This is a genomic window from Bacteroides sp., from assembly GCF_028690125.1.
Lineage (GTDB): Bacteria > Bacteroidota > Bacteroidia > Bacteroidales > Bacteroidaceae > Bacteroides.
This window is the reverse complement of the sequence record NZ_JAQVBV010000019.1, coordinates 43,023-63,259: the sequence shown is the minus strand read 5'-3', so window position 1 is coordinate 63,259 and position 20,237 is coordinate 43,023. Positions and strand designations below refer to the sequence as shown.

At 35.8% G+C, this 20,237-nt stretch carries 27 protein-coding genes, 5 tRNA genes and 2 pseudogenes; 31 read left to right on the top strand and 3 right to left on the bottom strand.

From position 1 onward, the window contains the following. Positions 1-590 precede the first annotated feature (590 nt). The 7 genes from PHO71_RS13580 (at position 591) to PHO71_RS13550 (ending at position 5,963) form a co-directional block, all read left to right on the top strand. Positions 591-1,193 carry a hypothetical protein gene (locus PHO71_RS13580; RefSeq protein ID WP_300204189.1) on the top strand — a complete coding sequence of 201 codons (603 nt, stop codon included), beginning with the start codon at positions 591-593 and terminating at the stop codon, positions 1,191-1,193. An 85-nt stretch (positions 1,194-1,278) separates the two neighbouring features. Next, on the top strand, positions 1,279-1,566 hold the full coding sequence (locus PHO71_RS13575; RefSeq protein WP_300204186.1) for a hypothetical protein: 288 nt from the start codon (positions 1,279-1,281) through the stop codon (positions 1,564-1,566). Next, positions 1,556-2,029, top strand: a complete 474-nt coding sequence (locus tag PHO71_RS13570; protein WP_300204183.1) for an RNA polymerase sigma factor — start codon at positions 1,556-1,558, stop codon at positions 2,027-2,029. Before PHO71_RS13575 ends, PHO71_RS13570 begins: the two co-directional genes overlap by 11 nt. Before the next feature lie 116 nt (positions 2,030-2,145). Continuing rightward, positions 2,146-3,567 carry a DUF6734 family protein gene (locus tag PHO71_RS13565; protein WP_300204180.1) on the top strand — a complete coding sequence of 474 codons (1,422 nt, stop codon included), beginning with the start codon at positions 2,146-2,148 and terminating at the stop codon, positions 3,565-3,567. A 30-nt stretch (positions 3,568-3,597) separates the two neighbouring features. After that, complete coding sequence (locus PHO71_RS13560; RefSeq protein WP_300204177.1) at positions 3,598-4,299, top strand: glycosyltransferase family 32 protein; 702 nt, start codon at positions 3,598-3,600, stop codon at positions 4,297-4,299. A 20-nt stretch (positions 4,300-4,319) separates the two neighbouring features. Continuing rightward, complete coding sequence (locus PHO71_RS13555; protein ID WP_300204174.1) at positions 4,320-4,994, top strand: glycosyltransferase family 32 protein; 675 nt, start codon at positions 4,320-4,322, stop codon at positions 4,992-4,994. Positions 4,995-5,057: 63 nt separating this feature from the next. Then, positions 5,058-5,963: a hypothetical protein gene (locus PHO71_RS13550; protein ID WP_300204172.1), complete on the top strand. Its 906-nt coding sequence runs from the start codon at positions 5,058-5,060 to the stop codon at positions 5,961-5,963. Between the two features lie 140 nt (positions 5,964-6,103). On the opposite strand, the pseudogene PHO71_RS13545 reads toward PHO71_RS13550, so the two are convergent. Further along, positions 6,104-6,328, bottom strand: a pseudogene (locus tag PHO71_RS13545) (IS3 family transposase); the annotation flags it as partial. A gap of 189 nt (positions 6,329-6,517) precedes the next feature. Between PHO71_RS13545 and PHO71_RS13540 the strand changes: the two are divergent. From PHO71_RS13540 to PHO71_RS13530, 3 genes are all read left to right on the top strand, one after another. Next, positions 6,518-7,291 carry a hypothetical protein gene (locus PHO71_RS13540; protein ID WP_300204168.1) on the top strand — a complete coding sequence of 258 codons (774 nt, stop codon included), beginning with the start codon at positions 6,518-6,520 and terminating at the stop codon, positions 7,289-7,291. Between the two features lie 202 nt (positions 7,292-7,493). Further along, positions 7,494-8,144, top strand: a complete 651-nt coding sequence (locus PHO71_RS13535; RefSeq protein ID WP_300204166.1) for a hypothetical protein — start codon at positions 7,494-7,496, stop codon at positions 8,142-8,144. A 260-nt stretch (positions 8,145-8,404) separates the two neighbouring features. After that, complete coding sequence (locus tag PHO71_RS13530) at positions 8,405-8,773, top strand: hypothetical protein (RefSeq protein WP_300204163.1); 369 nt, start codon at positions 8,405-8,407, stop codon at positions 8,771-8,773. Between the two features lie 247 nt (positions 8,774-9,020). Here PHO71_RS13530 and PHO71_RS13525 read toward each other — a convergent pair whose 3' ends face one another. Then, positions 9,021-9,500, bottom strand: a complete 480-nt coding sequence (locus PHO71_RS13525; RefSeq protein WP_300204160.1) for a hypothetical protein — start codon at positions 9,498-9,500, stop codon at positions 9,021-9,023. A 16-nt stretch (positions 9,501-9,516) separates the two neighbouring features. After that, on the bottom strand, positions 9,517-9,858 hold the full coding sequence (locus PHO71_RS13520) for an XRE family transcriptional regulator (RefSeq protein WP_300204157.1): 342 nt from the start codon (positions 9,856-9,858) through the stop codon (positions 9,517-9,519). A gap of 157 nt (positions 9,859-10,015) precedes the next feature. Between PHO71_RS13520 and PHO71_RS13515 the strand changes: the two genes are divergently transcribed. From PHO71_RS13515 to PHO71_RS26225, 21 genes and pseudogenes are all read left to right on the top strand, one after another. After that, positions 10,016-10,345 carry a hypothetical protein gene (locus tag PHO71_RS13515; RefSeq protein WP_300204154.1) on the top strand — a complete coding sequence of 110 codons (330 nt, stop codon included), beginning with the start codon at positions 10,016-10,018 and terminating at the stop codon, positions 10,343-10,345. Between the two features lie 33 nt (positions 10,346-10,378). After that, positions 10,379-10,684: a hypothetical protein gene (locus PHO71_RS13510; protein ID WP_300204152.1), complete on the top strand. Its 306-nt coding sequence runs from the start codon at positions 10,379-10,381 to the stop codon at positions 10,682-10,684. A gap of 288 nt (positions 10,685-10,972) precedes the next feature. Beyond that, a tRNA-OTHER gene (locus PHO71_RS13505) sits at positions 10,973-11,053 on the top strand. A gap of 28 nt (positions 11,054-11,081) precedes the next feature. Continuing rightward, positions 11,082-11,279 carry a hypothetical protein gene (locus PHO71_RS13500; protein ID WP_300204149.1) on the top strand — a complete coding sequence of 66 codons (198 nt, stop codon included), beginning with the start codon at positions 11,082-11,084 and terminating at the stop codon, positions 11,277-11,279. Between the two features lie 18 nt (positions 11,280-11,297). After that, the gene (locus tag PHO71_RS13495) at positions 11,298-11,558 is read left to right on the top strand and encodes a hypothetical protein (protein ID WP_300204147.1); all 261 of its coding nucleotides are present in this window, start codon (positions 11,298-11,300) and stop codon (positions 11,556-11,558) included. Then, positions 11,555-11,746 carry a hypothetical protein gene (locus tag PHO71_RS13490; protein ID WP_300204145.1) on the top strand — a complete coding sequence of 64 codons (192 nt, stop codon included), beginning with the start codon at positions 11,555-11,557 and terminating at the stop codon, positions 11,744-11,746. The genes PHO71_RS13495 and PHO71_RS13490 overlap by 4 nt, the downstream gene beginning before the upstream one ends. A gap of 60 nt (positions 11,747-11,806) precedes the next feature. Next, a tRNA-OTHER gene (locus PHO71_RS13485) sits at positions 11,807-11,938 on the top strand. A gap of 446 nt (positions 11,939-12,384) precedes the next feature. Further along, positions 12,385-12,494: transfer RNA gene (locus tag PHO71_RS13480), tRNA-OTHER, on the top strand. A 103-nt stretch (positions 12,495-12,597) separates the two neighbouring features. After that, a tRNA-OTHER gene (locus PHO71_RS13475) sits at positions 12,598-12,702 on the top strand. A 158-nt stretch (positions 12,703-12,860) separates the two neighbouring features. Then, positions 12,861-12,938: transfer RNA gene (locus PHO71_RS13470), tRNA-OTHER, on the top strand. 14 nt (positions 12,939-12,952) lie between these two features. Continuing rightward, on the top strand, positions 12,953-13,405 hold the full coding sequence (locus PHO71_RS13465; RefSeq protein ID WP_300204142.1) for a zinc-finger-containing protein: 453 nt from the start codon (positions 12,953-12,955) through the stop codon (positions 13,403-13,405). 102 nt (positions 13,406-13,507) lie between these two features. Continuing rightward, on the top strand, positions 13,508-14,119 hold the full coding sequence (locus PHO71_RS13460) for an ERF family protein (RefSeq protein ID WP_300204139.1): 612 nt from the start codon (positions 13,508-13,510) through the stop codon (positions 14,117-14,119). Beyond that, positions 14,119-15,027, top strand: coding sequence for a hypothetical protein (locus PHO71_RS13455; protein WP_300204137.1), 909 nt, complete (start codon positions 14,119-14,121; stop codon positions 15,025-15,027). Before PHO71_RS13460 ends, PHO71_RS13455 begins: the two co-directional genes overlap by 1 nt. Then, positions 15,024-15,494, top strand: a complete 471-nt coding sequence (locus tag PHO71_RS13450; RefSeq protein WP_300204134.1) for a single-stranded DNA-binding protein — start codon at positions 15,024-15,026, stop codon at positions 15,492-15,494. The genes PHO71_RS13455 and PHO71_RS13450 overlap by 4 nt, the downstream gene beginning before the upstream one ends. Before the next feature lie 3 nt (positions 15,495-15,497). Beyond that, on the top strand, positions 15,498-15,917 hold the full coding sequence (locus PHO71_RS13445) for a hypothetical protein (RefSeq protein WP_300204131.1): 420 nt from the start codon (positions 15,498-15,500) through the stop codon (positions 15,915-15,917). A gap of 25 nt (positions 15,918-15,942) precedes the next feature. Beyond that, the gene (locus tag PHO71_RS13440; RefSeq protein ID WP_300204129.1) at positions 15,943-16,545 is read left to right on the top strand and encodes a hypothetical protein; all 603 of its coding nucleotides are present in this window, start codon (positions 15,943-15,945) and stop codon (positions 16,543-16,545) included. Further along, complete coding sequence (locus PHO71_RS13435) at positions 16,542-18,278, top strand: DEAD/DEAH box helicase (RefSeq protein WP_300204126.1); 1,737 nt, start codon at positions 16,542-16,544, stop codon at positions 18,276-18,278. Before PHO71_RS13440 ends, PHO71_RS13435 begins: the two co-directional genes overlap by 4 nt. Next, positions 18,275-18,463 (top strand): hypothetical protein, encoded by a 189-nt coding sequence (locus PHO71_RS13430; protein WP_300204124.1) that lies wholly within the window; start codon positions 18,275-18,277, stop codon positions 18,461-18,463. The genes PHO71_RS13435 and PHO71_RS13430 overlap by 4 nt, the downstream gene beginning before the upstream one ends. After that, positions 18,456-18,905, top strand: a complete 450-nt coding sequence (locus PHO71_RS13425) for a VRR-NUC domain-containing protein (RefSeq protein ID WP_300204121.1) — start codon at positions 18,456-18,458, stop codon at positions 18,903-18,905. The genes PHO71_RS13430 and PHO71_RS13425 overlap by 8 nt, the downstream gene beginning before the upstream one ends. Beyond that, positions 18,902-19,756, top strand: a complete 855-nt coding sequence (locus PHO71_RS13420; protein WP_300204118.1) for a hypothetical protein — start codon at positions 18,902-18,904, stop codon at positions 19,754-19,756. The genes PHO71_RS13425 and PHO71_RS13420 overlap by 4 nt, the downstream gene beginning before the upstream one ends. Further along, positions 19,683-20,237, top strand: a pseudogene (locus PHO71_RS26225) (DUF6633 family protein); the annotation flags it as partial. The gene PHO71_RS13420 and the pseudogene PHO71_RS26225, both read left to right, overlap by 74 nt.

Genomic DNA, 20,237 nt, shown 5'->3' with positions numbered 1-20,237 from the left:
AAGAGGTTTGAAATTTATTTAGGGTGTGAATAGTCCTTTGTATATAAATCTTTTGAGAAAATTAGTATGTAATAGTTGTTACTTTAACTAATTGAGAGTAGGTGAGTGTATTAACATACTCCACCTTTCCGCATCATTCATTGTATCGTCCTGATTTTAGTGGTTCTTCTTCTATTTAGTTAGAAAAGAACCACCTATAGTAGGACAAGATGCATAGTGCACTTTTGAGTTTAGTCTCATGATTTCTTTTTATCTGTTCGCTTAACCACTTTCCTATTCTTGAGTTTATTAATTAAGTCTATAACTAAATCGGTTGGTATGTATCGTGTATCCCAGTTGTGTGATATTGCAATTCTTATTTTATGTTTTTCATCAGCTAAAACTTTTGCAGGAACGATTGTAATGAATAGATTAGCTATATTTAATTGATTTAATAAGTTTTTATTCCATTCTCACCTCAAAATGTTTCAGCTTCTGTAGAAAATACAATTATATTCAATGATTATTCTAGATTGAAAAAGAGCATAAAATAGTAACTGTGATGATGCTAATAACCGTGATTTCGAGAATTATAAAAGATGGAAAATGTCATGATAGAAAGATTAAACCAGATATCGCTGAATGATTTTATTGAAATTTCATGTGGAAACTATCATTGTCTGCTTTCTCATAGTGAAACAGCCTCTGATGTACAATTGAAAGAACGTGCATCCAAGCTCATTATAGATTACAGGTCTATCGTTAGCCCTATAGGAATGAAAGCTTTGCTTATGGATAAAGAGGATCTGACGAAAGAAAATACCAAATTGTTACTTTTGAATATATGCAAGAATCTCATTGTAATCAATAGCTATAGTGAAGTTCGTGACATTTTTCGAATTATGGATGTTGATATATATAAGTTGGATGATAATCAAGTCAGGGAAAAGCTGGATAATATGTTGCATACTGCCATTTTCGAGCATAAAAGGAATGAGGAAAGACGTTCTGGGGAGATTGGAGATTTTAAAAGAAGTACCCCTGAAGAGATACAAGCTTCTTTTGATTCTGAAATTGCTTTCTTAATGACATTTTTCAAGATAAATATTGATTCACATTATACAAATTCTGCTGTATATGCTAATATTGTTCACCAGGCGTATATAAAAATATCTATTAGAAAAAGAAAAACATATATTTTTATTACATTTTGAAAACGGTTCGATTTTTTTTATAAGTAAATCGAACAAATTTAAAGGTAGTTAGTAGTCTCCAATAAAAAACACAACAACCTTTGTCATGAATAAAAAAAGAGATTTGTATTGCTTAAATTGTAGTTTATGCAGTAATTTGTTATCAAAACTTGAAAAACTAGAGATTAAATGCGACCGGATAACCGAAGAATTATCTGAAGTAAAGAATTTGATTGCTTCCTTTCCCCCTGAAGTGGGCATTCTTATTGATTCGATAGAACATTCAGCAAAAGATTTGTATGATCAGAGCGTTGCACATCGGCGGTATGTGGAACAGTGTATAAATGGAAAGCCTTGTATGCACTTAACCAGGAGGATTGGCGATGGACTTTGATAAGGAACTGTCTGAAATATATCCCTGGATATTGCGTATGGCAAGAAAATATTGCAGAACTCGAGAAGATGCAGAAGATTTAGCGGGTGATACTGTATATCGATTACTGATCAATCGTGATAAATTTGATTGTAGCAGATCTCTGAAACCATGGTGTGTGGTAATCATGGAGAATTTATACATTACAATGTATAACCGAAAATCCATCATAAATTTTGTATGTTATGATATGGCGATGGAAAATATCTCATCATGTAATGCTTCAGACTTAACTTTATTCCATGAAGTACTGGCAGGTATTCGGCGATGTTTTGAAAAGACAAAATGTATAGATTGTATGATCTATTTTTCTAAAGGTTATTCCTATAAGGAAATAAGTGAATTTCTTAATATTCCTATAGGAACTGTTAAAAGTCGCATTTCTTATGACCGTAAGAAATTATATAAGGAACTTAATTTATAATCTACTAGAAATAGTTTGAAAACTGATATTTGAAAAATATATCCGTTTGTAGTGTGTCTTTAAAAATATGAAATTAATCATTATATACATATTGTTTTTATTAAAAAAATAAAGATATGAAAGTAGTACAAACTTTTTGGACATGTAATAAGTCTTTGCTGGAGAATAGCTTTGGATGGGTTAATCCACAATATCATTTAATGTCTTGGGCATTAAGTTGCCTTAGTTTAAAAGAACATTATGAAAATGTTGTATTGTATACAGATTCGAATGGATGCAAAGTATTTGCCGAGTTATTGGGGCTCCCATATAAGGATGTGATTATTAAATATGATAATTTACTTTGCCCGGAGCCTCATTGGGCATATCCCAAAGTTATAACTTACTCGCTTCAAAAAGAACCTTTTATCCATGTGGATGGAGATGTTTATTTGCCTGAGAGATTAAGTTGCGAAGTCGAAAAGAGCGGATTGATTGCTCAAAACTTGGAAATAGGGAGCAGTTATTATAAGAATATGATGAATGATGTTCTCCAAAGAGGTATTTCACTACCAAGCAATCTGAAAGAGGAACTGGACAAAGATTCTATAGGTTCCTATAATGCGGGAGTTCTTGGTGGTAATGATTTAGATTTCATAAAGGAATATTGTCAAATTGCTTTTCATATTATTGAGAGCAATCACTTGAACGACATGGATAGCCACCGGATAAATATTAATAATAATATTCTCTTTGAACAAATACTGTTTTATGCCATTACCAAAATGCACAACAAATCTGTGAGGACTATACTTGATCACAGTGTACGTGATAATGGGTATTGTTATAAGGAATTCTGTGATTTTTATTCATATAATAATACGAAATTAATGCATATTTTGGGTGGGCATAAGAGGAACCTGCGGATATGTGAACTTCTTGGTAAAACTTTATTGAATAAGTACCCTGATTATTATAAGAGGATAATAGAGTTGTTTAGACATAATCATAAGCGGATGCAAAACGAGACTAAGCATGCTGTTTTACCAGATTTGAGTATACAGTTGTGCATTGCATCCTATCAGGATTTTCTCCTTTCTTTATCTGAAGAATGGGAAAAGCTATCTAACAACTATTTATATAATTTAGAAGAACGTTTATCTGCCTACCCTATTTTTCTAAACGCAGGAAAAGAGGAGCAATATTCATTTATAATCAGGAGGAATCCCCATCTATCAATTTATGAAATTCCAGAGCATTGGCCAGTAGAAGCCAAAGGTATACTTAAAGAACGTATAAATAAAGATATCAATTTAGAACACTATGATGTAGCATGTATTCCATGCTTGCTCTATGAAGGAGTTAAAGAGTTTATCATTAACGACTTATGCCGCAACATATTGATACTGTTAGAAGAAAAGAAATCATTCAAAAGTTTGTTCGATGAACTATTACCCTGTTTTTCATCTACAATCAACAAAGATAAAGAAGAAATCTACAAATTAATTCTGATAGAATTAGAATCTCTATTTTACAATGGTTTAATATACATCAATTAATTTAAATATAAAACATAATTCAGAAAAAGTATGGAAGACATTTTAAAAATACCCCGAATTATCCATCAAACATGGAAGAATGAAGATATTCTTTCTCCTTTTGATCAATTATCACAAACGTGGAAAGAGTTTTTACCAGATTGGGAATACATTCTATGGACAGACGAAATGAATAGAGAATTTGTTTGCGAACATTTCCCTGAATTTACGGAGAAGTATGATGCATACCCTTGTAATATACAAAGAGCAGACGCAATACGCTATCTTCTCTTAAAGGTTTATGGAGGACTATATGTAGACATGGATTTTGAATGCCTCGAAAATATTGAGTTTTTATTAAAAGGAGCAGATTTCATCGCAGGAAAAGAACCTGACTGGCATGCTAAACGTTTTGGTCTCAAACATATTATTTGCAACGCTTTCATGGCATCAACACCCAATAATGATTTTATCAATTTTGTAACTGAAAGATTGATAAATTATCCGGGAGGAAGAGTAGTGAATAATGGTTTTGATATATTGAACTCCACAGGACCTTTTTTACTGACACACGCATATGATGCATTCCCACAAGAAGAGAATGTACGTATCCTCGAATCAAAAACGATATATCCTATCGTACAAGGAGAAGTAGACAGAATTAAAAACAACCAAATTTCTAAAGAAATGGAAGAGCGCATTAATCAGGCTCATGCTATACACTATTTCTATGGTACTTGGTTTGGTAAATAACCTCATAAAGAAAATAAATAATGATTCCCAAGAATATACATTTAATCTTTCTTCGTAAAGATGAACCATTTCCCGAACTATTTGAGAAATGCAAACAAAAAATACAAGAAAACCATCTAGGATGGAATATTCGATTATACAATAAGGATGATGCTGAAAATATTTTAACCCAATATCTACCCGAATACATCAATATCTATAACTCGTTCTGTTATAATGTGCAAAAAGCAGACTTTTTAAGAATAGTTCTTGTATACCTCTTTGGAGGTTTCTATATGGATTTAGACATGTTAAGTCTAAAGCCGCTTGATGAGTTGAGGAAATACAGTTTGATTTTAGGTGAAGAGAAAACGGTCTGTCAATCAGAACAAGAAGCTTTGAATCTAAGGTATCAACTTCGAATAGCCAATTATATGTTCGGTGGAATGCCTAAACATCCTTTTTTACTCAAAATGATGGATGAGATGGCTAAAAGAGCTATGGTAGTCTTGAAATCTCAACAGGAGATATTAGATATAACAGGTCCTGGATTAATGACAGATATTTATTGGGATAACTATAGTATGTATTCAGACATAACATTATTAAGAAATACTGATAAGAGGTGTAAGCAGCCATATCACAATGAGGTTTCATGCCATTTTGGAGATTACGCAGCCCATCTGCACGCCGGAACATGGAGAAAAAGTATCTGAACTTAGAAACAGGTGTTTTTCAAGTCAGAGAACGTGTATATAAAACAATAAAATTTACGTAAAATGGAAAAGAAAAGTAAAACAGAAAAATTGAAATTAAAAGGAATCAATCAAGCTCTCTTGGTATCAAGTTACAATTCAGGAACAGGTACAGGGCCAAATGATTGTATGTCAGAAGCAGTCTTTTTGAAACTCTGCGAGCAAGGAGCTTTAAAAGACGCTGTCTATGTATGTGGTTGGGGATGGACAGCACCAGAAACGACTATTTATGGTAGTGGGGCAGGATCTTGTGACGAATTTGGTAGTGGATTTGATGAATATGGTAGTGGTTTTGGAAGTGGTTACTGGGGAAGTGGATCGGGAAGCGGTTACTGGGGAAGTGGAACCAGCGGTGGCGGTGGAACTAGCGGTGGAGATGGATCTAATCCTACTTCTAAAGCTCCTATAGAATTAATGGATAAAACCAAGTTTGTGGGTTGGGTAGAAGGTGCTAATTGTCGTGTACTTTGTGAACAAACACTGGCGAAATATGGACAATCTAATTATGGGAAGAGTGATAACGTCTTTAGATTGGTGGATAGTTCAAAAGGGTTCTTAACTAATTGGGGAGATAATCCGGCAGAAAATTACAAAAATGCTATCGAATGTATTGACAAACATCTCAATGCTAGAAGAGTTATCATAGTCGGAGTTGATTATGATCCCGATTCGAATGCAAATTCTGATGGTACAGACCATTTTATAGTGATTACAGGAAGAGGATATGATACCTCGAGAAACCAATACTACTATACATTTATGGATAATGCAGCTAGTAAAGCTGATGACGGATGTAGTAACATTAATCGCCTTTACTATAGAACCGATAAGCCAAAATTGGAAGGAAGTACCAAACCTAACCGATGGTATTATACAGTAACTCATGTACGCCCTAACGATGGGGGGAAATATAAAACGACCTCTTTATAGCCAAAGGAATGATGAGGGTGTGGTGTCAAAATGTGCTGCCCCTAAAAAAGTTAGATGTTAAATAATAACGTTATAAATTCTCAAAATAATGAGGGGGTGTCAAAATGAACTGGCACCCCAAAAGTTGGACAGGTTAGACATTAACCAGTAATATAAAGAGTCCGGTATTGTACCGGACTCTTTATATTTAACTGGGACTTTATTCTTTTATTATTGTACCAATCAATATATTCATCAAGTTTTTTTTAAAATTCCTGCATGGATTTAAATTCTCTTGTATATAGGAGTTCAGATTTCATCAGTCCAAAGAAACTTTCCATGACGGAGTTGTCCAAACAATTCCCTTTGCCATTTTTGCTTTCTAATTGATATTTTTAAACTTCAGAGGAATATTTTCTGCAAAAAATAGTGTAATACAAAAGAAAATGCTATATTTGTTTATTGGTAATCGTTTGATTAATATTGTATTTTATAATCTTTAATGCCATGAAGATGTAATTAATCATACGATTACTAATTTTAAACACTATTTTTATAATAAATATCAATCAAAAATGAAAAAAGTATTAAGCTTGATAATGCTAATAATAACGAATGGACTATTTTTATATAGCCAAAATAGTTATAAAATCACTGACTTAATAAAGGCCTCGGATATAAAAGAGAAGTCTTTGCAAAGAGTATTCAATTTCTTTTCAATGAACCAATTTCTAAAACTACCTATTAATTATGATATTTCTTTTTTTGTTTATCAAGATACCAATAGTATCTCCCGTGATGAATTTGAACAAACAAGAGCAGTAACTCAAGGATCATCCTATAAAATAAACAATTCTCCATTTTATGCCAATCTTGATAAAAGAGATAAGAAGCCTCCGGTTGTATCAGTCCTCTCTCTCATTAAGGACACTAATGGGAAATATATCTTAGGAATTGTCAAGACTTTCTCTGCTTGCCATGATATGAGTAAAAGTTGGCTGGTCACATTCAGTTTTCCCGGAACTATTATCGACTATATCCCTATCTATGAATATCAGGGAGAAACAGCTGTAACTATGGAAGCACAAATTAATAAAGATTTTACGGTTAATGTTCAAAGGTTGGATTTCTCTGATTATAATTATATTTTTCAGTTTGATAGTATAAAGAAAGATTTTATATACCCTGACAATCTAAGAGGACAACGTGTGGATACTAAATATCAGATAATGCCGGATGGGAAGTTTAAAAAACAGGAAGAAATACGTTATCAACCACAAATCTACACTCCTGAAATGTTTAGCCAAGAGGAGGTAACTATACGTCAGAGAAAAGAAAAGAGAATGTGAACCATTTAATAGAATAAAGATTTAATAAATATAAATTTGTAGGATATTGAAAAACAGATTAATTTGATATATAACTAATTTTGTTGAAATACAAGTAGTTAAGTGTTGAATTAAGAATGAGTAACTTTCAAGAATTTAGCCAATCGGAATACCGGTTGGCTTTTTCTTTATATTTGCCCGTGAACGTTTAATGACTATACATATGCTCTGCAAATTCAATCTTATAATAGGTGATACAATTTATGAATTATCCAATTCAGATATAAGAAATTGGCAAGATATCAGCTATTCTATCAATCGATCCGATTATGGTGCTACTACGCGAAAATTTACTTCTAAATTTGATTTTATCAATCAAGCATATGAGCTGTTATTCGCTGAATACTGCGACAACTACCTGTCATCTTCTGCAATAATCGAGGTTTATACTATAACGAACATTCATACATATGAGATACGTTTTAGCTGTCCTCTTGATTTTTCTTCACTGAAAAAAGAAGGTAAGGTTATTTCCATGAATGCAATTGATGGTAGTATTTCAGCATTGATAAAGGCTAGGAAGGGTACTCAATATGAATATGCTGTGGATGAAATTAAAGAGAACTATCTTCTTTACTATGACAGATTGGATATGCTTAATACCGTTAACTGGGTTGTTGTAGGCAATTCAGTTGAAGATAGCAGTGACGTTATTCTATCTTTTGATGGTGTAGGCTATAGAGTTATTCCCTTATATATAACTAGTTCAGAAATATACACTAATGATTCATTTGAGTTGTCAGATGTGAATCCCGGAGATGTTTCAGTTACCACCGGTTTCCTGAAAGCCAAAAAAACGCGACATTTGATTTAAGTATAAATCTCGATTTTCTGGCTTATGTCGATGCATCAGATGATACTAGAATAATCCTATTTAAAAATGGAGTCAGGATTAATGACCTGAAATGGGAAAATGATGGTATTGATCATACAAAGATAAATGTTGAGACGACACTTTCTTTAAATGCGAAAGATGTTCTTTCTCTTGGTATTTACTCAAAAAAAGATAATTACACTGTTTTATTTACTGAGAAATCTGTATCTGTAAAATGGAAAGAGCGTAATAATAATGCTGTGAATATTGATGTTATTAAGCCTGCAACGGTATTGAGCAGTTTGCTTAAAAGTATGAATGAGGGGCAAGAGGATATTACCGGGATTATAACATCAGGCATTGACTATAGGCTTGATAACTGCTTGATTCTTGCTGCTGAAAGTATTAGAAATATATCAGATGCCAAACTTTATTCCTCATATAATAAATTTACGGAATGGATGGAGACAGAATTTGGCTTTGTCCCTGTTATTGATGAAGAAAATAAGACTGTAACGTTTACCCAACACTCGGACAAGAATACAGCAACAAAAACTGTGTTTTGGACAAGAATTGGACAAGAAAATAGCGTCAAAAGTGACGTTTTAACTCTCAATTATAGGTACTAATGAATATGAAAAAAGTTCGATATAATTTGTAACTAGTTGATTATCATGAATAAAGAGAGGACTTCTAATCCTCCTCCGAGGTAGAAGCCCTTCAACACAAAAACTAAACTAGACATATTTGTAAAATTCTAGTCTTATATTTTGGATGTCAATGTAATAGCCATGCTTTTTTTTATGGTTCGACCATTATTCGACCATTAAAACTTTTAAGTACTATTAAATATCATAATAATTAATTTATTGAGTTTTACCATGTAGTAAGATCATTCACATTTCCATCTTTATCTACTGTACATTTGAAGTGCGTTCGTACAGTAGCACCAAATGAGTTTTGAGCATCAACATAAGATCTGATGATTACAGATTCGTCATCATTTATCTTATATTTTGATTCTTCATCGAATTCTGTCGCAAATTTCGCGGTGGATGGAGATTTTAATTGTTTCTTTAGCTCGTTTTGGGATATCTCAAAAGCTTTTACTATCAGTCTTTCCTTTTTGGCTTTTTCATTATCTTCGGCAGCATATTTTCGCTCATTATTTTGATATCTATTGAATGCTACTCCAAATACAGATACAACTGTAATTACTAAGATGGTTGTTAAATATCCACTTTTAGAAACATTCATGAATAATTTATCCCTTAAATATGGAACAATCTTATTTGTGAATATCAATGCTATTATTGCTAATCCTACAATGATCTTGATAAGAATGGATGCATTCATAATTGTATTTATTTATCTATCCTATATTTCGTTCATTCTTTAGCATAGCTGATTCACCTCTTGCCTTTTTAAGTTCTTCAGTAAGCAATACGTTTGTTTTCATTTGTTCGTTTAAAGCGCCTTGAAGAGTAGCTATTGTGTCTACCAAACGTTCCATACGTTCGATGTTTACATCAGGCTTTATTGCTGATAGTAGCATTTCTCCTTTTCCTCTAAGTAACCATTCTGAAGAGATGTCTTCAAACGAGATAAGTATTGCATTTATCGTTACTAAACTTAATTCTCTTGCACCATTTAGCTGATTACTAAAAGTGTTTTGTTTTATACCGCATTTAATAGCAAAAGCTCTGTCTGTCATGTGGTAATAGCTGATGATAGCTCTAATTCTACTAATCATATCAAATCAATCACAATGTTAAAATATCACAAATGAGATAACAAAAAAGGTATTTAGATTGCTAAATATCTCATTTGTGATTACATTTGCATCATCAATCAATCAATACTCCAAAAGTATGAATAAAATAGCAGATATCCAACAGAAACAACAAAAAAATAATCCCAAAAAGAGAGATTATAGATTAATCGTGGATAGCAAGTATAATTTAAAAGCTATAATGCAGCGTGCTTATGCTGAAATGAAATGGAATGGTCACTATCTAAAAACCTTTTCAAATGCTTTAAAAGAGGCTTGGAGTGCTGCACGCATCGCAATGGATGAATACAAAGAAGAGATCAGATTCCGCGAAAGTGGTGCATCTCGTTTCCCAAATAAGAACCTCTCTCTTTCCGACCTTTACAGTGATCCTTGTGGAAATTTGGCTATGGGGTATGTGACTAAGTAAATCAATCAAATCAATCATAAAATCAAATCAATTATGGACTTACAAGTAATGACGAAATCACAGTTAATTGAGAAAGTAGAAGAACTATCTGCTAATCTTGATAAGAGTACTATTAATGGAGAAGAATTAAAAGCGAAAGTTTTTGAGGATGAGAAAATCATTGGAGAACTACGTGTAGAGAATGGATCATTGAAGAATGAAGTGAATGTACAGAAAGAATCAACAGAAATGTACAGAGGGTGGTGGAGTTTAGAAAAAGAGAAGAATTGTTCAATTTTGGATAAATTGAAATCTATTGCAGTTTTAACGGATTGTGTTGTAAACAGTGTTAAAAATTAGCCCTCACTAAGTCAAACCAAACCAAGCCCCGGAAGGCTCAGACCTATGTATTTGATTACATCCGTGGGCACACAGAGAAGAGTTCTTTGACATTCTGGAAAACATATATGGCTTACGTAGCAGGAATACGAAGCTCGCGAGAGTAGATAGTGGGCTGTAGTAAGACGGTGGTTTGGTACACCGGAGTAGAACCGTAAATAGCAATAAAAGCGAGGTTCAAAAATTGCCCTGCAACCGAACAGCAGAGGTTTTCGGTGAGTATATGATTTTTTTGAGAACATATATAAAGGTGATGTAGCTCAGTTGGTAGAGCACATGATTTTTCTTATTTTATTCATGAGGTCAGCGGTTCAAGTCCGTTCATCACTTCTTTTTATTAACATCTAATTTTTTTTGTATGGAAGAGAAAAAGAAAAGTATAATGTGCATCATTCGTGAGATGGAATTGGATGCAAAAGAGATTTTCCCAATCTCTAATAGGGCATATATCCTCAATCTGATATCATATAGGTTAAAAGAAAAAGAACCTGAAAGGAAATGGGGGATTAAGTCTGATAGAAATAATGGTATTGTTACGGTGACAAGAGTTAAGTAAACAATCATAGATAAGTCTATGGAAGTAGTTAGAGGTGAAACTGCAGAAATTCTACTAGATAATATCGTTAGGGTAATGTCGAATGAAACATTTGGTAAAGATATGTCATCCAGTATAGTAGGAGGTGAGAGGAAGTTGATTAGCCTTATTGAAGAAGGTAAAATTGAAAGTGATAAGCCTACGGATGCTCAAAATGGAAAATGGCATTGTAATGCAGCTCAGGTATTACTTCATTGCCGGTGTGAGAGAAAAATCAAACCTAAAAAACGAAAGAAATGAAAACACTTAAAATCATTCATAACATATTTACAGTAGTTGCATTGATAGCAGCTATGTACATAGGTGGAGGAATCGAGGCGACGAGAAGTGATATTACCTGGTCATATATCATTTTCTTCATAGTTGTAACACTGTTGGCTGTGAGATTCATCCATGAAGATAAAAAACAAAATAAAGATAGCCTGTGAAGGTGTGACGTTGCTTAATTTTTTTAGTTTGTCATGTTTAGCCCGGTTCGCCGGGCACTTGCCTGAGTAGCTCAGTTGGTTAGAGTACTGTGTGTGGTGGAAGGTTGAGAGTTCGAGTCTCTCAAGTTGATTCTTAGCTTAATGGGAGAGCACCACAAACAGAGGTCAGCGGTTCGAGTCCGCTTTTAGGCACACTCTTTTTAGAGTTAAGTAACCTGTGAAGGCGAATAACATAAATCAATCAAAGTAGCCGGTAGTGTCCGGCTACGAACTGAAGGAATGGCGGAACAGGCAGACGCTTAGGCAGGAGTCTATGAAGAGTATGAAGCGCGAGTTCAATTCTGCAAGCAGGAGGGTTCGATTCCCCGATGCGCTGGTTGGCAATATTACTCATCATCCCAGTTCGAGTCTGGGTTCCTTCACTGAGATTATTCTCATTTATGTTTAACTAAAGATGCCGGTGATAAGGACACCGTAGGGATAGCCCCTTATTTATTTGATTTAAATGTTCTACATCTATCCCGGTGTGCTTTGAACGGCTATCCGGGAGCAAAGTAGCCTGTGAAGGTGAACACAAGTTTTTTTCATAGTATTAGATATATGTAAAGTCCACATCATAGCGTTGGTGTGGCAAATACGGAGAAGTGGCGGAATTGGTAGACGCTCTAAACTGAGAGGGAAATGCACACCCTTGTAGACGTTTAGGATTATAGTGCAGTAAATCTCGGTTCGATTCCGAGTTTCTCCACATCAGCTTGTGAGAGTTTTTGAATTTGTCGTAATTTATACTTAAAGTTTATGTTTGTGTTTCCGGGTGTATGGTTCGTGAGAATAGTGCACCTTTTTTATTTGGAATAGTGGCGAAATTGGTAGACGCACCACTCTGAAATAGGGATGTCAGCCCTTAGAAGTGGCGAGCTTGACAACTCATCCCGGTTCAAGTCCGGGTTATTCCACGAGAATCCTGATTAAATTCTGCATAGACTACGCTGATGACATAGGGATAGGTGAGGTGTTTTTCGGGATACTCTTTGGGACCACTACGTTCACTCAAAAAGAGCCTCCAGCAATATTTGACGCATCTAGTCAATGCTTATAATTGCGCTGGATAACTGGACGGTTAGTATTAAAGGATGAAACATTACTGAGTGCGCACAATGTAAAGAGGCTGGTTCGAATCCGGTACCGTCCACAAATAGATTTTTTATGATAGAATTAAATGAACGACAAAAGATGATCCTCGCAGGTAAAATATGCCCTTATTGTGGACAACCTACCGAGTTTGTAGACAGCGTGGAAATTTATGGTACATCATACGGTATGATGTATGTATGCAGACCATGTAATGCTCATGTTGGAGTCCATAAAGGAACGGATAAATCTCTTGGACGTCTTGCTACAAGAAATCTGAGAAAACTTAAACATGAGGCACATGAGTTCTTTGATAAAATTTGGCAATTAGAATACATGAAGAGAACAGAGGCTTACGCCTGGTTATCTAATGTGCTTGATTTACCAACTGAATACACTCATATAGGTATGTTCTCAGAAATAACATGTACTAGGGTTATCTACTTTAGTAAACAGTTGCTCAATGATTACAGGCGGCTGGATTTGGACTTTGGTAATGAACCTAAAACTCCATATTTCCCGCTTTGAAAAAGGCGTTAAAATGGCGAAGTTTCTGTTTGCTAAACTTGTCAATAAAAGATAACTTTATAGTGTAATTAATTAAAAGTCAAACCAATAATTAAAAGAATTATGAAAGAATTAGTAACGATTCAGCAAAAGCTGAAAGCTCCCAAAGGGCAATTTAATAGATTCGGTAATTATAAATACCGTAGTTGCGAGGATATCCTTGAGTCTGTAAAGCCTATTTTGGCTGATACTAAATGTTATCTTACTATCAGTGATGAGATTATGCAGATTGGTGATAGGATTTATGTAAAAGCCACTGTTACTCTAACCAACGATAAATGTGAGAAAGAAGTAGTAACGGCATTTGCCAGAGAAGAAGAGACGAAAAAGGGAATGGATGGTAGTCAGATCACTGGTGCCTCATCTTCTTATGCCAGAAAATATGCCCTAAACGGTCTATTCTGCATAGATGACACGAAGGACAGTGACGCAACAAATACTCATGAAAAAGAAGATAGCTCTACTTCTGTTGCAAATACTTCAACAGCCAACAAAGCTCCAGTGAATACTGCTCCTGTATTTACAGGTGCTCAGTTAAAGAAAGCTATTGCTGAAATGCTTGAGGCAAAGAGCCGGAAAGAGCTTGAGAGTGTGTGGTATAAATACACAGCGATGCAAAATGATAACGAATTTAGAAACGCCTGTATGAAAATGGGCACAATTTATCCAGCATAATGATAGAATTAGTAAAGTCAAGTGTGGTTTTCAACGAAGAGGACCACACATATTTTCTTGGAGATAAGCAATTACAGGGAATAACCGGAATGATTAGTCGGCAACTGTTTCCTGATAAGTATAAAGATATTCCCGATTTTGTATTGAAGAAAGCCGCTGAGAAAGGAAGTCGCATTCATGCTCAATGTCAATTTGTAGATTCTACAGGTTTCACACCTGAAAGCGTGGAAGCTGAAAATTATCTTAGAGAAAGAACAAATGCTGGATATAAGGCATTTGCCAATGAATACACCGTATCCGATAACGAATACTTCGCATCAAACATAGATTGTGTGTGGGAAAAAGACAATAGAATCAGCCTTGGTGACATTAAAACTACATATAATCTAGACAAAGAGTATCTGAGCTGGCAACTATCAATCTATGCCTATCTATTTGAAATGCAGAACCCACTTATAAAGGTAGATAAGTTGTTTGGCATCTGGCTACGAGGTGACAAATCTGAACTAATTCCTATTGAACGTAAACAGGACGATGAGGTAAGGAAGCTATTGGAATGTGAGATAAATGGAGAGATGTATCGGTCTAATACCCTAATCCCTGTTGCTGAAAATCAACTTATATCCGCTCAATTAGTAAATACTATCATTGATATTGAAGAGCAGGCTAGTTACATATCTGATGTTCAGAAGGAGTTTAGAGAAAAGCTAAAGATAGCTATGAGGGAAAACAATGTGGTAACGTTTGATTCCGGTCGTCTACGTGTCAGTTATACTCCTGCTTCGCAAAGCAATAGTTTTGATACAAAGAAATTTCAAGCTGAGCACTCTGAGCTCTATGCTAAGTATTTGAAGAAAGCAACTAAAGCGGATAGTATTCGCGTAACCATAAGGGAGGAAAAAGAATGAGTGTAAATAAAGTAATTCTTATAGGACATGTAGGTAAAGATCCTGATGTAAGGTCACTGGCTAATGGAGCAAAAGTTGCATCATTTCCATTTGCAACAACTGATAAGGCGTACACTTTGCAGAATGGCACTCAGGTACCGGAACGGACTGAATGGCACAATATCATAGTGTGGAATAGAACTGCTGAGGTAGCTGAAAAGTATATACACAAGGGCGATAAGTTGTTTCTTGAAGGGAAAATACGAACAAGGAGCTATGATGACAAGAATGGTGTTAAGCACTTTATCACTGAGGTATTCGTTGATTTCATGGAGATGCTAACTCCTAAGCCTCAACAAACTGCCGCTTCTATGCCACCTCCTACACAACAGCCTATGCAGAATAATTTATCGAACCGGCAACAGGAATCTCAACAGGTTCCTTCGTATCAGACTCCACCGCCTCCGGTTGATGATTTACCATTTTAAAATATGGCAGAAGCTATTTTAATAAAGAAAGACGGGGTAGTCACAATGGATAAATCATTTGACTACCTCTGTTCTACGCTATCCAATGGTACTTATAATCTTTCAATAAATAAGAAAGTTGAACCGCGTTCTATATCGCAAAATGCTTTAATGTGGCTATGGTTTACCTGTATAGAGCGAGAAACCGGGACTGATAAGATAGATGTGCACGACTTTTACTGCAAGAAGTTCTTACGGCGTAGAATGTATATTAATGGCTTGGAAGATGTGGTTGTTGGTAGTACATCCAAACTGAATACCATGCAGATGAAAACCTTTTTGGATAAGGTGCAAGCTGATGCAGCTACCGAATTTGGAATCAATTTGCCATTACCTGCTGACCAGTACTACAATGATTTTATTAATGAATACCGACATAGGTAAGTATTAACTAAAAGTTAGAATTAAAATGGATTTAAAAATTTCAAAAGCTAAGATGACCAAGAAAGGTTGTCTGGAAGTTATTTATGCTGATCAGGAAGGGAATGATATCGCTTTCAAAGGTATCAATCCCGTTCATCCGGATTTGAAGTATTCGCTTCGCAAACTGATCCCATTCATTGTGGATATCACAGAACAGAAAGAATCTCAGTACATAAATTGGGAACGTTCCGAATCATGCCTTGAAGATGAATTCTTTAAGAAATTCGATGTTACTGGTGTAAACATCGGTGGTGACTCTTCATTTGAGGTCTGTGTCCTGACTGGGAAACGAACACTGATGACAAACAAGGTACTTAATTTGTGCTCGCCTGGCATTGGATTTGACCCCGATAATGAGCAGTATGTACATTGCGAGGAGTTTAGGGATGCAGTTTACAACTTTCTGTATGAGGCTGAACAGTATGTAACAGAAAACAAATGTTCGGAATTGCAGAAAGAAATAAACTTTGAAAACGGTGAAGATCCTTTCAAAAATCCAGATGAAACTGAAGGTTCTGATTATAAAGAGGATGATATGGGTGAACAACCCTGTGAAGTCAAAGAGTTAGTTTTAGAACACGCCTCATGAAACCAATCTATGTGACTAAAACGCCAAATATGTACAGGGTACAGTTTGATTACCACCCGCAATTGGTTGAGGTCATAAAGAGAATACCAAGCAAGCCACGCTATGACGGAGCAGACCGTGCGTGGCTTGTTTATATCAATGATCCCCGTTATCCAGCCGGACAGGATGCAACTTGGTACGTAAAACGATTTGCTCAGTGGGCAGTCTACATGAAACTTTGTTCTGTTGTGCGTGAACGTGAAGTAACAGAAGATATAAACTACGATCTTCCGGAAATGAAGAAGTTCAGTGGTGAACATTATATGCTACTTCAGCCCTACGAGTATCAATTGGAAGGTGTACAGTATGCGATAGATAATAAACGTTGTATTTTCGGCGATCAACCGGGATTAGGCAAAACGTTACAGGCGATTTGTACTGTTGTCAAAGCTCATCGTGAAGCAACAATTTATGGTGAGTCCTTTCCTGTATTGGTCATTTGTCCGGCTGCCTTAAAAGTAAACTGGCAACGCGAATTTAAAAAGTTTGCGGGTATTAACGCTATTATACTTGACGATCACAACCGGCAGTCTTGGCAATCTTTTTATGAGTGTAAGAAAGCTGATGGAAGCCCGTTATGTGAAGTGTTCATAGTGAATTATGAATCTTTGAAGAAATTCTTTGTTAAGCGTGTAAATGAGTGTGGCAAGTTCACGATGAAGAGCATTGTGTTCGATGAACGTATTCATCTATTCAAATCTGTTATCATAGACGAAGCACATAAATGTAAGTCAGCTAAAACCCAGCAGGGAAAATATGTTGAGGGTATTTGCAAGGGCAAAAGGTTTGTTTTTGCACTTACGGGTACTCCTGTTGTCAATAATAATACAGACCTGATACAGCAGCTTAAAATATTAGGCAGATTGGAGGACTTCGGAGGATATAGTCGTTTTGTCGAGAAATACTGTGACGGTCAAAAACGTGCATCTAATGTTAAGGAATTAAACTGGCGGCTTTGGAACTGTTGTTTCTTCCGGCGTGAAAAATCAAAAGTGCTTTCACAACTTCCGGATAAAACACGTCAATACCTGCAGGTTGATATAACTAACATGAAGGAATATAAGAATGCTGAGGATGATATCGTGAAGTATCTTAAACAATACAAGAATGCTTCTGATGCTCAGGTACAGAAGTCTATGAATGGTGCTGTGATGATGCAGATGGGAATACTAAAACAAATCTCTGCTAGGGGAAAAATCAAAGCTATGTCTGAGTTCATCCATGACGTTATAGATGGAGGTGAGAAGTTGATAGTATTTGCTTACCTCAAAGATGTTGTTGCTGAACTCAAAAAAGCATTCCCAAAAGCTGTGACTGTAACCGGTTCGGATAGTATCAGTCAAAAGCAGTTTGCTGTCGATTCCTTTCAGAACAATCCTGATTGTACGCTCATCATCCTGAACTATAAATCTGGAGGTACAGGATTGACGCTTACAGCGTCCAGCCGGGTTGCGTTTATTGAGTTCCCTTGGACTTTCAGTGATTGTGAACAAGCAGAGGATCGTGCGCATAGAAATGGGCAGAAGAATAACGTAAACTGCTATTACTTCTTAGGAAAAGATACTATCGACAAATATATGTATGATGTAATTCAAGTCAAGAAGAATATAGCTAACGGTGTTACAGGCACCGATGATCAGGTTGAGGAAAATATGGTAAATCTTGCAATGGACTTATTCAGGGATAAATTATGAAACCATTTCGCTTAGTCGTAAAAGGGAAGAATACCCATATTCAGGAATACAAGAAAGAAATGTTGTTTGGTCCTGAATGGGAGACAATGATATCCTTTATCGGTTGCAAGAACAGGTGTAAACAGATCGTAGATCTTCTTAATGAATGTGCTGCGATTTCTAATAAAAACAAGAAAGATGACTGAGGAAGATATTTATAAACTTGAGGTGAAGTATTCTGAAACCAAGATACAGCATATTTGTGTTACATGGTTCAGAGAAACATTTCCCGATGTAGCTCCTTTGCTTTTCGCTATACCAAATGGTGGTCTCAGAACTAAGAAAAGCGGTGCAATGCGCAAATATGAAGGTGCTATTGCCGGTGTTGCTGATTTAATTCTGCTTTTTCCTCGTGGTGGAAAGAGTTGCCTTTGTATAGAGATGAAAACTCCATATATTAAAGGAAAGAAAGCTGGAACGCAATCACCGGTACAAAAAGAGTGGCAGGAGCTTGTAGAGAAGTATGGTAGTGTGTATGTTGTCTGTCATGGACTACTTGAATTTATACGTAAAATCTGTGAGTACTTGAAAGCTGATCCACAACCGTACATAAACAATATTTTACGGAATTATTATAAACTGATATGACCTACATTGAACTTATCAATAGATTTTGGGAACTTGATGAATGCTGGCAATTTTCTTGCTGTGAAACGAGGCTTTATTTTTACTTGCTAAAAACAGCGAATCGTTTAGGCTGGGAGGATAACTGGACACGTAGTGATACAAAGATATCATCTGACGTGGGAGTATCAGAGAAAGTCATGAAAGTAGCCCGGAATAGATTAGTTCAAGCCGGTATAATAGAGTATAAGCAAGGAAACGGAAGAGGGAATAAGTCTATATATTCCGTAAAAGGTAGCCCTAAAGGGGTGCAAAATCTACCACCTTTGCGTAACCCTTTACGTAACCCTTTAGGGATACCTTTAGGTGACCCTTTAGGTACACCTTTACAAGAAAAGCCCCCCACACCCCCTAAAGAAGAATATAAGACAGAGAATAAGACAAAGAAAGAACCCCCTAAAGGGGGTAAGAAAGAAAGCACACCTGGCGAACTTTTCCCCTCCGCTCAACCTGAAAAGTCTAAGAGAATTGTCAAGGAGATTATAGCTCCTACGCTTGACGAGGTTATTCAATACTTCGTCAGCCAAAATGCGCCTGAACGGTTGGAAGATTGGCAGGAACAGGCAGAGATATTTTTCAACCACTTTGATTCGATAGGATGGAAGAATGCTAGCGGTGTGAAAATAGAGCGCTGGGAATCTAAAGCTAACCTTTGGCTGTTGGATCACATCAAAGCAAATCGAAAGAAAAATGAAACTGACACACAAGAAAGAGACTCAGATAGTAACCGCCAAAAGCTTGATGTCACTCGCAACCTCGAAGAACTTGACCGTAAATGGAGGGAAGAGCACGGAATTGAGCAAGAACCTGGCTGATATGTTTAGTCCAACGTTATTTTGCGAAACATATAATCCGGATCTGCAATCTCGGTTGATGATTGTCAAGTCAATTGCCGAACTTTCTATGATTGATGGGTGTCCCAGACTTGGAGATGTAAGTCTTGCCTATGGAATTGAAGGTGCCAGAGAATGGCTGAAATGCCATTTGCTAAAAGTGAATGGTTTTGTTGGGGCTAAACAGAAACTTACAAATGAGCAGTTACATGATTTGAGTGACCAAATAGCCTGTGAATATCCCTATCTCAATATTGCTGAACTATGTTGCTTTTTTGGTCGTCTCCGGTCTGGTAAGTATGAAGAATTTTTCGGTTCTGTTGATCCCATGCAAATTTTAAAATCACTTGATACATTCTGCCGGGACAGGTTGAAGGACATGCTTAAAGCTGAACAGGAATTTGAAACTTTAAGTATGGAGAATCGCATAAAAGAACGTGCTAGCCATTGTGTAACGCTTGAA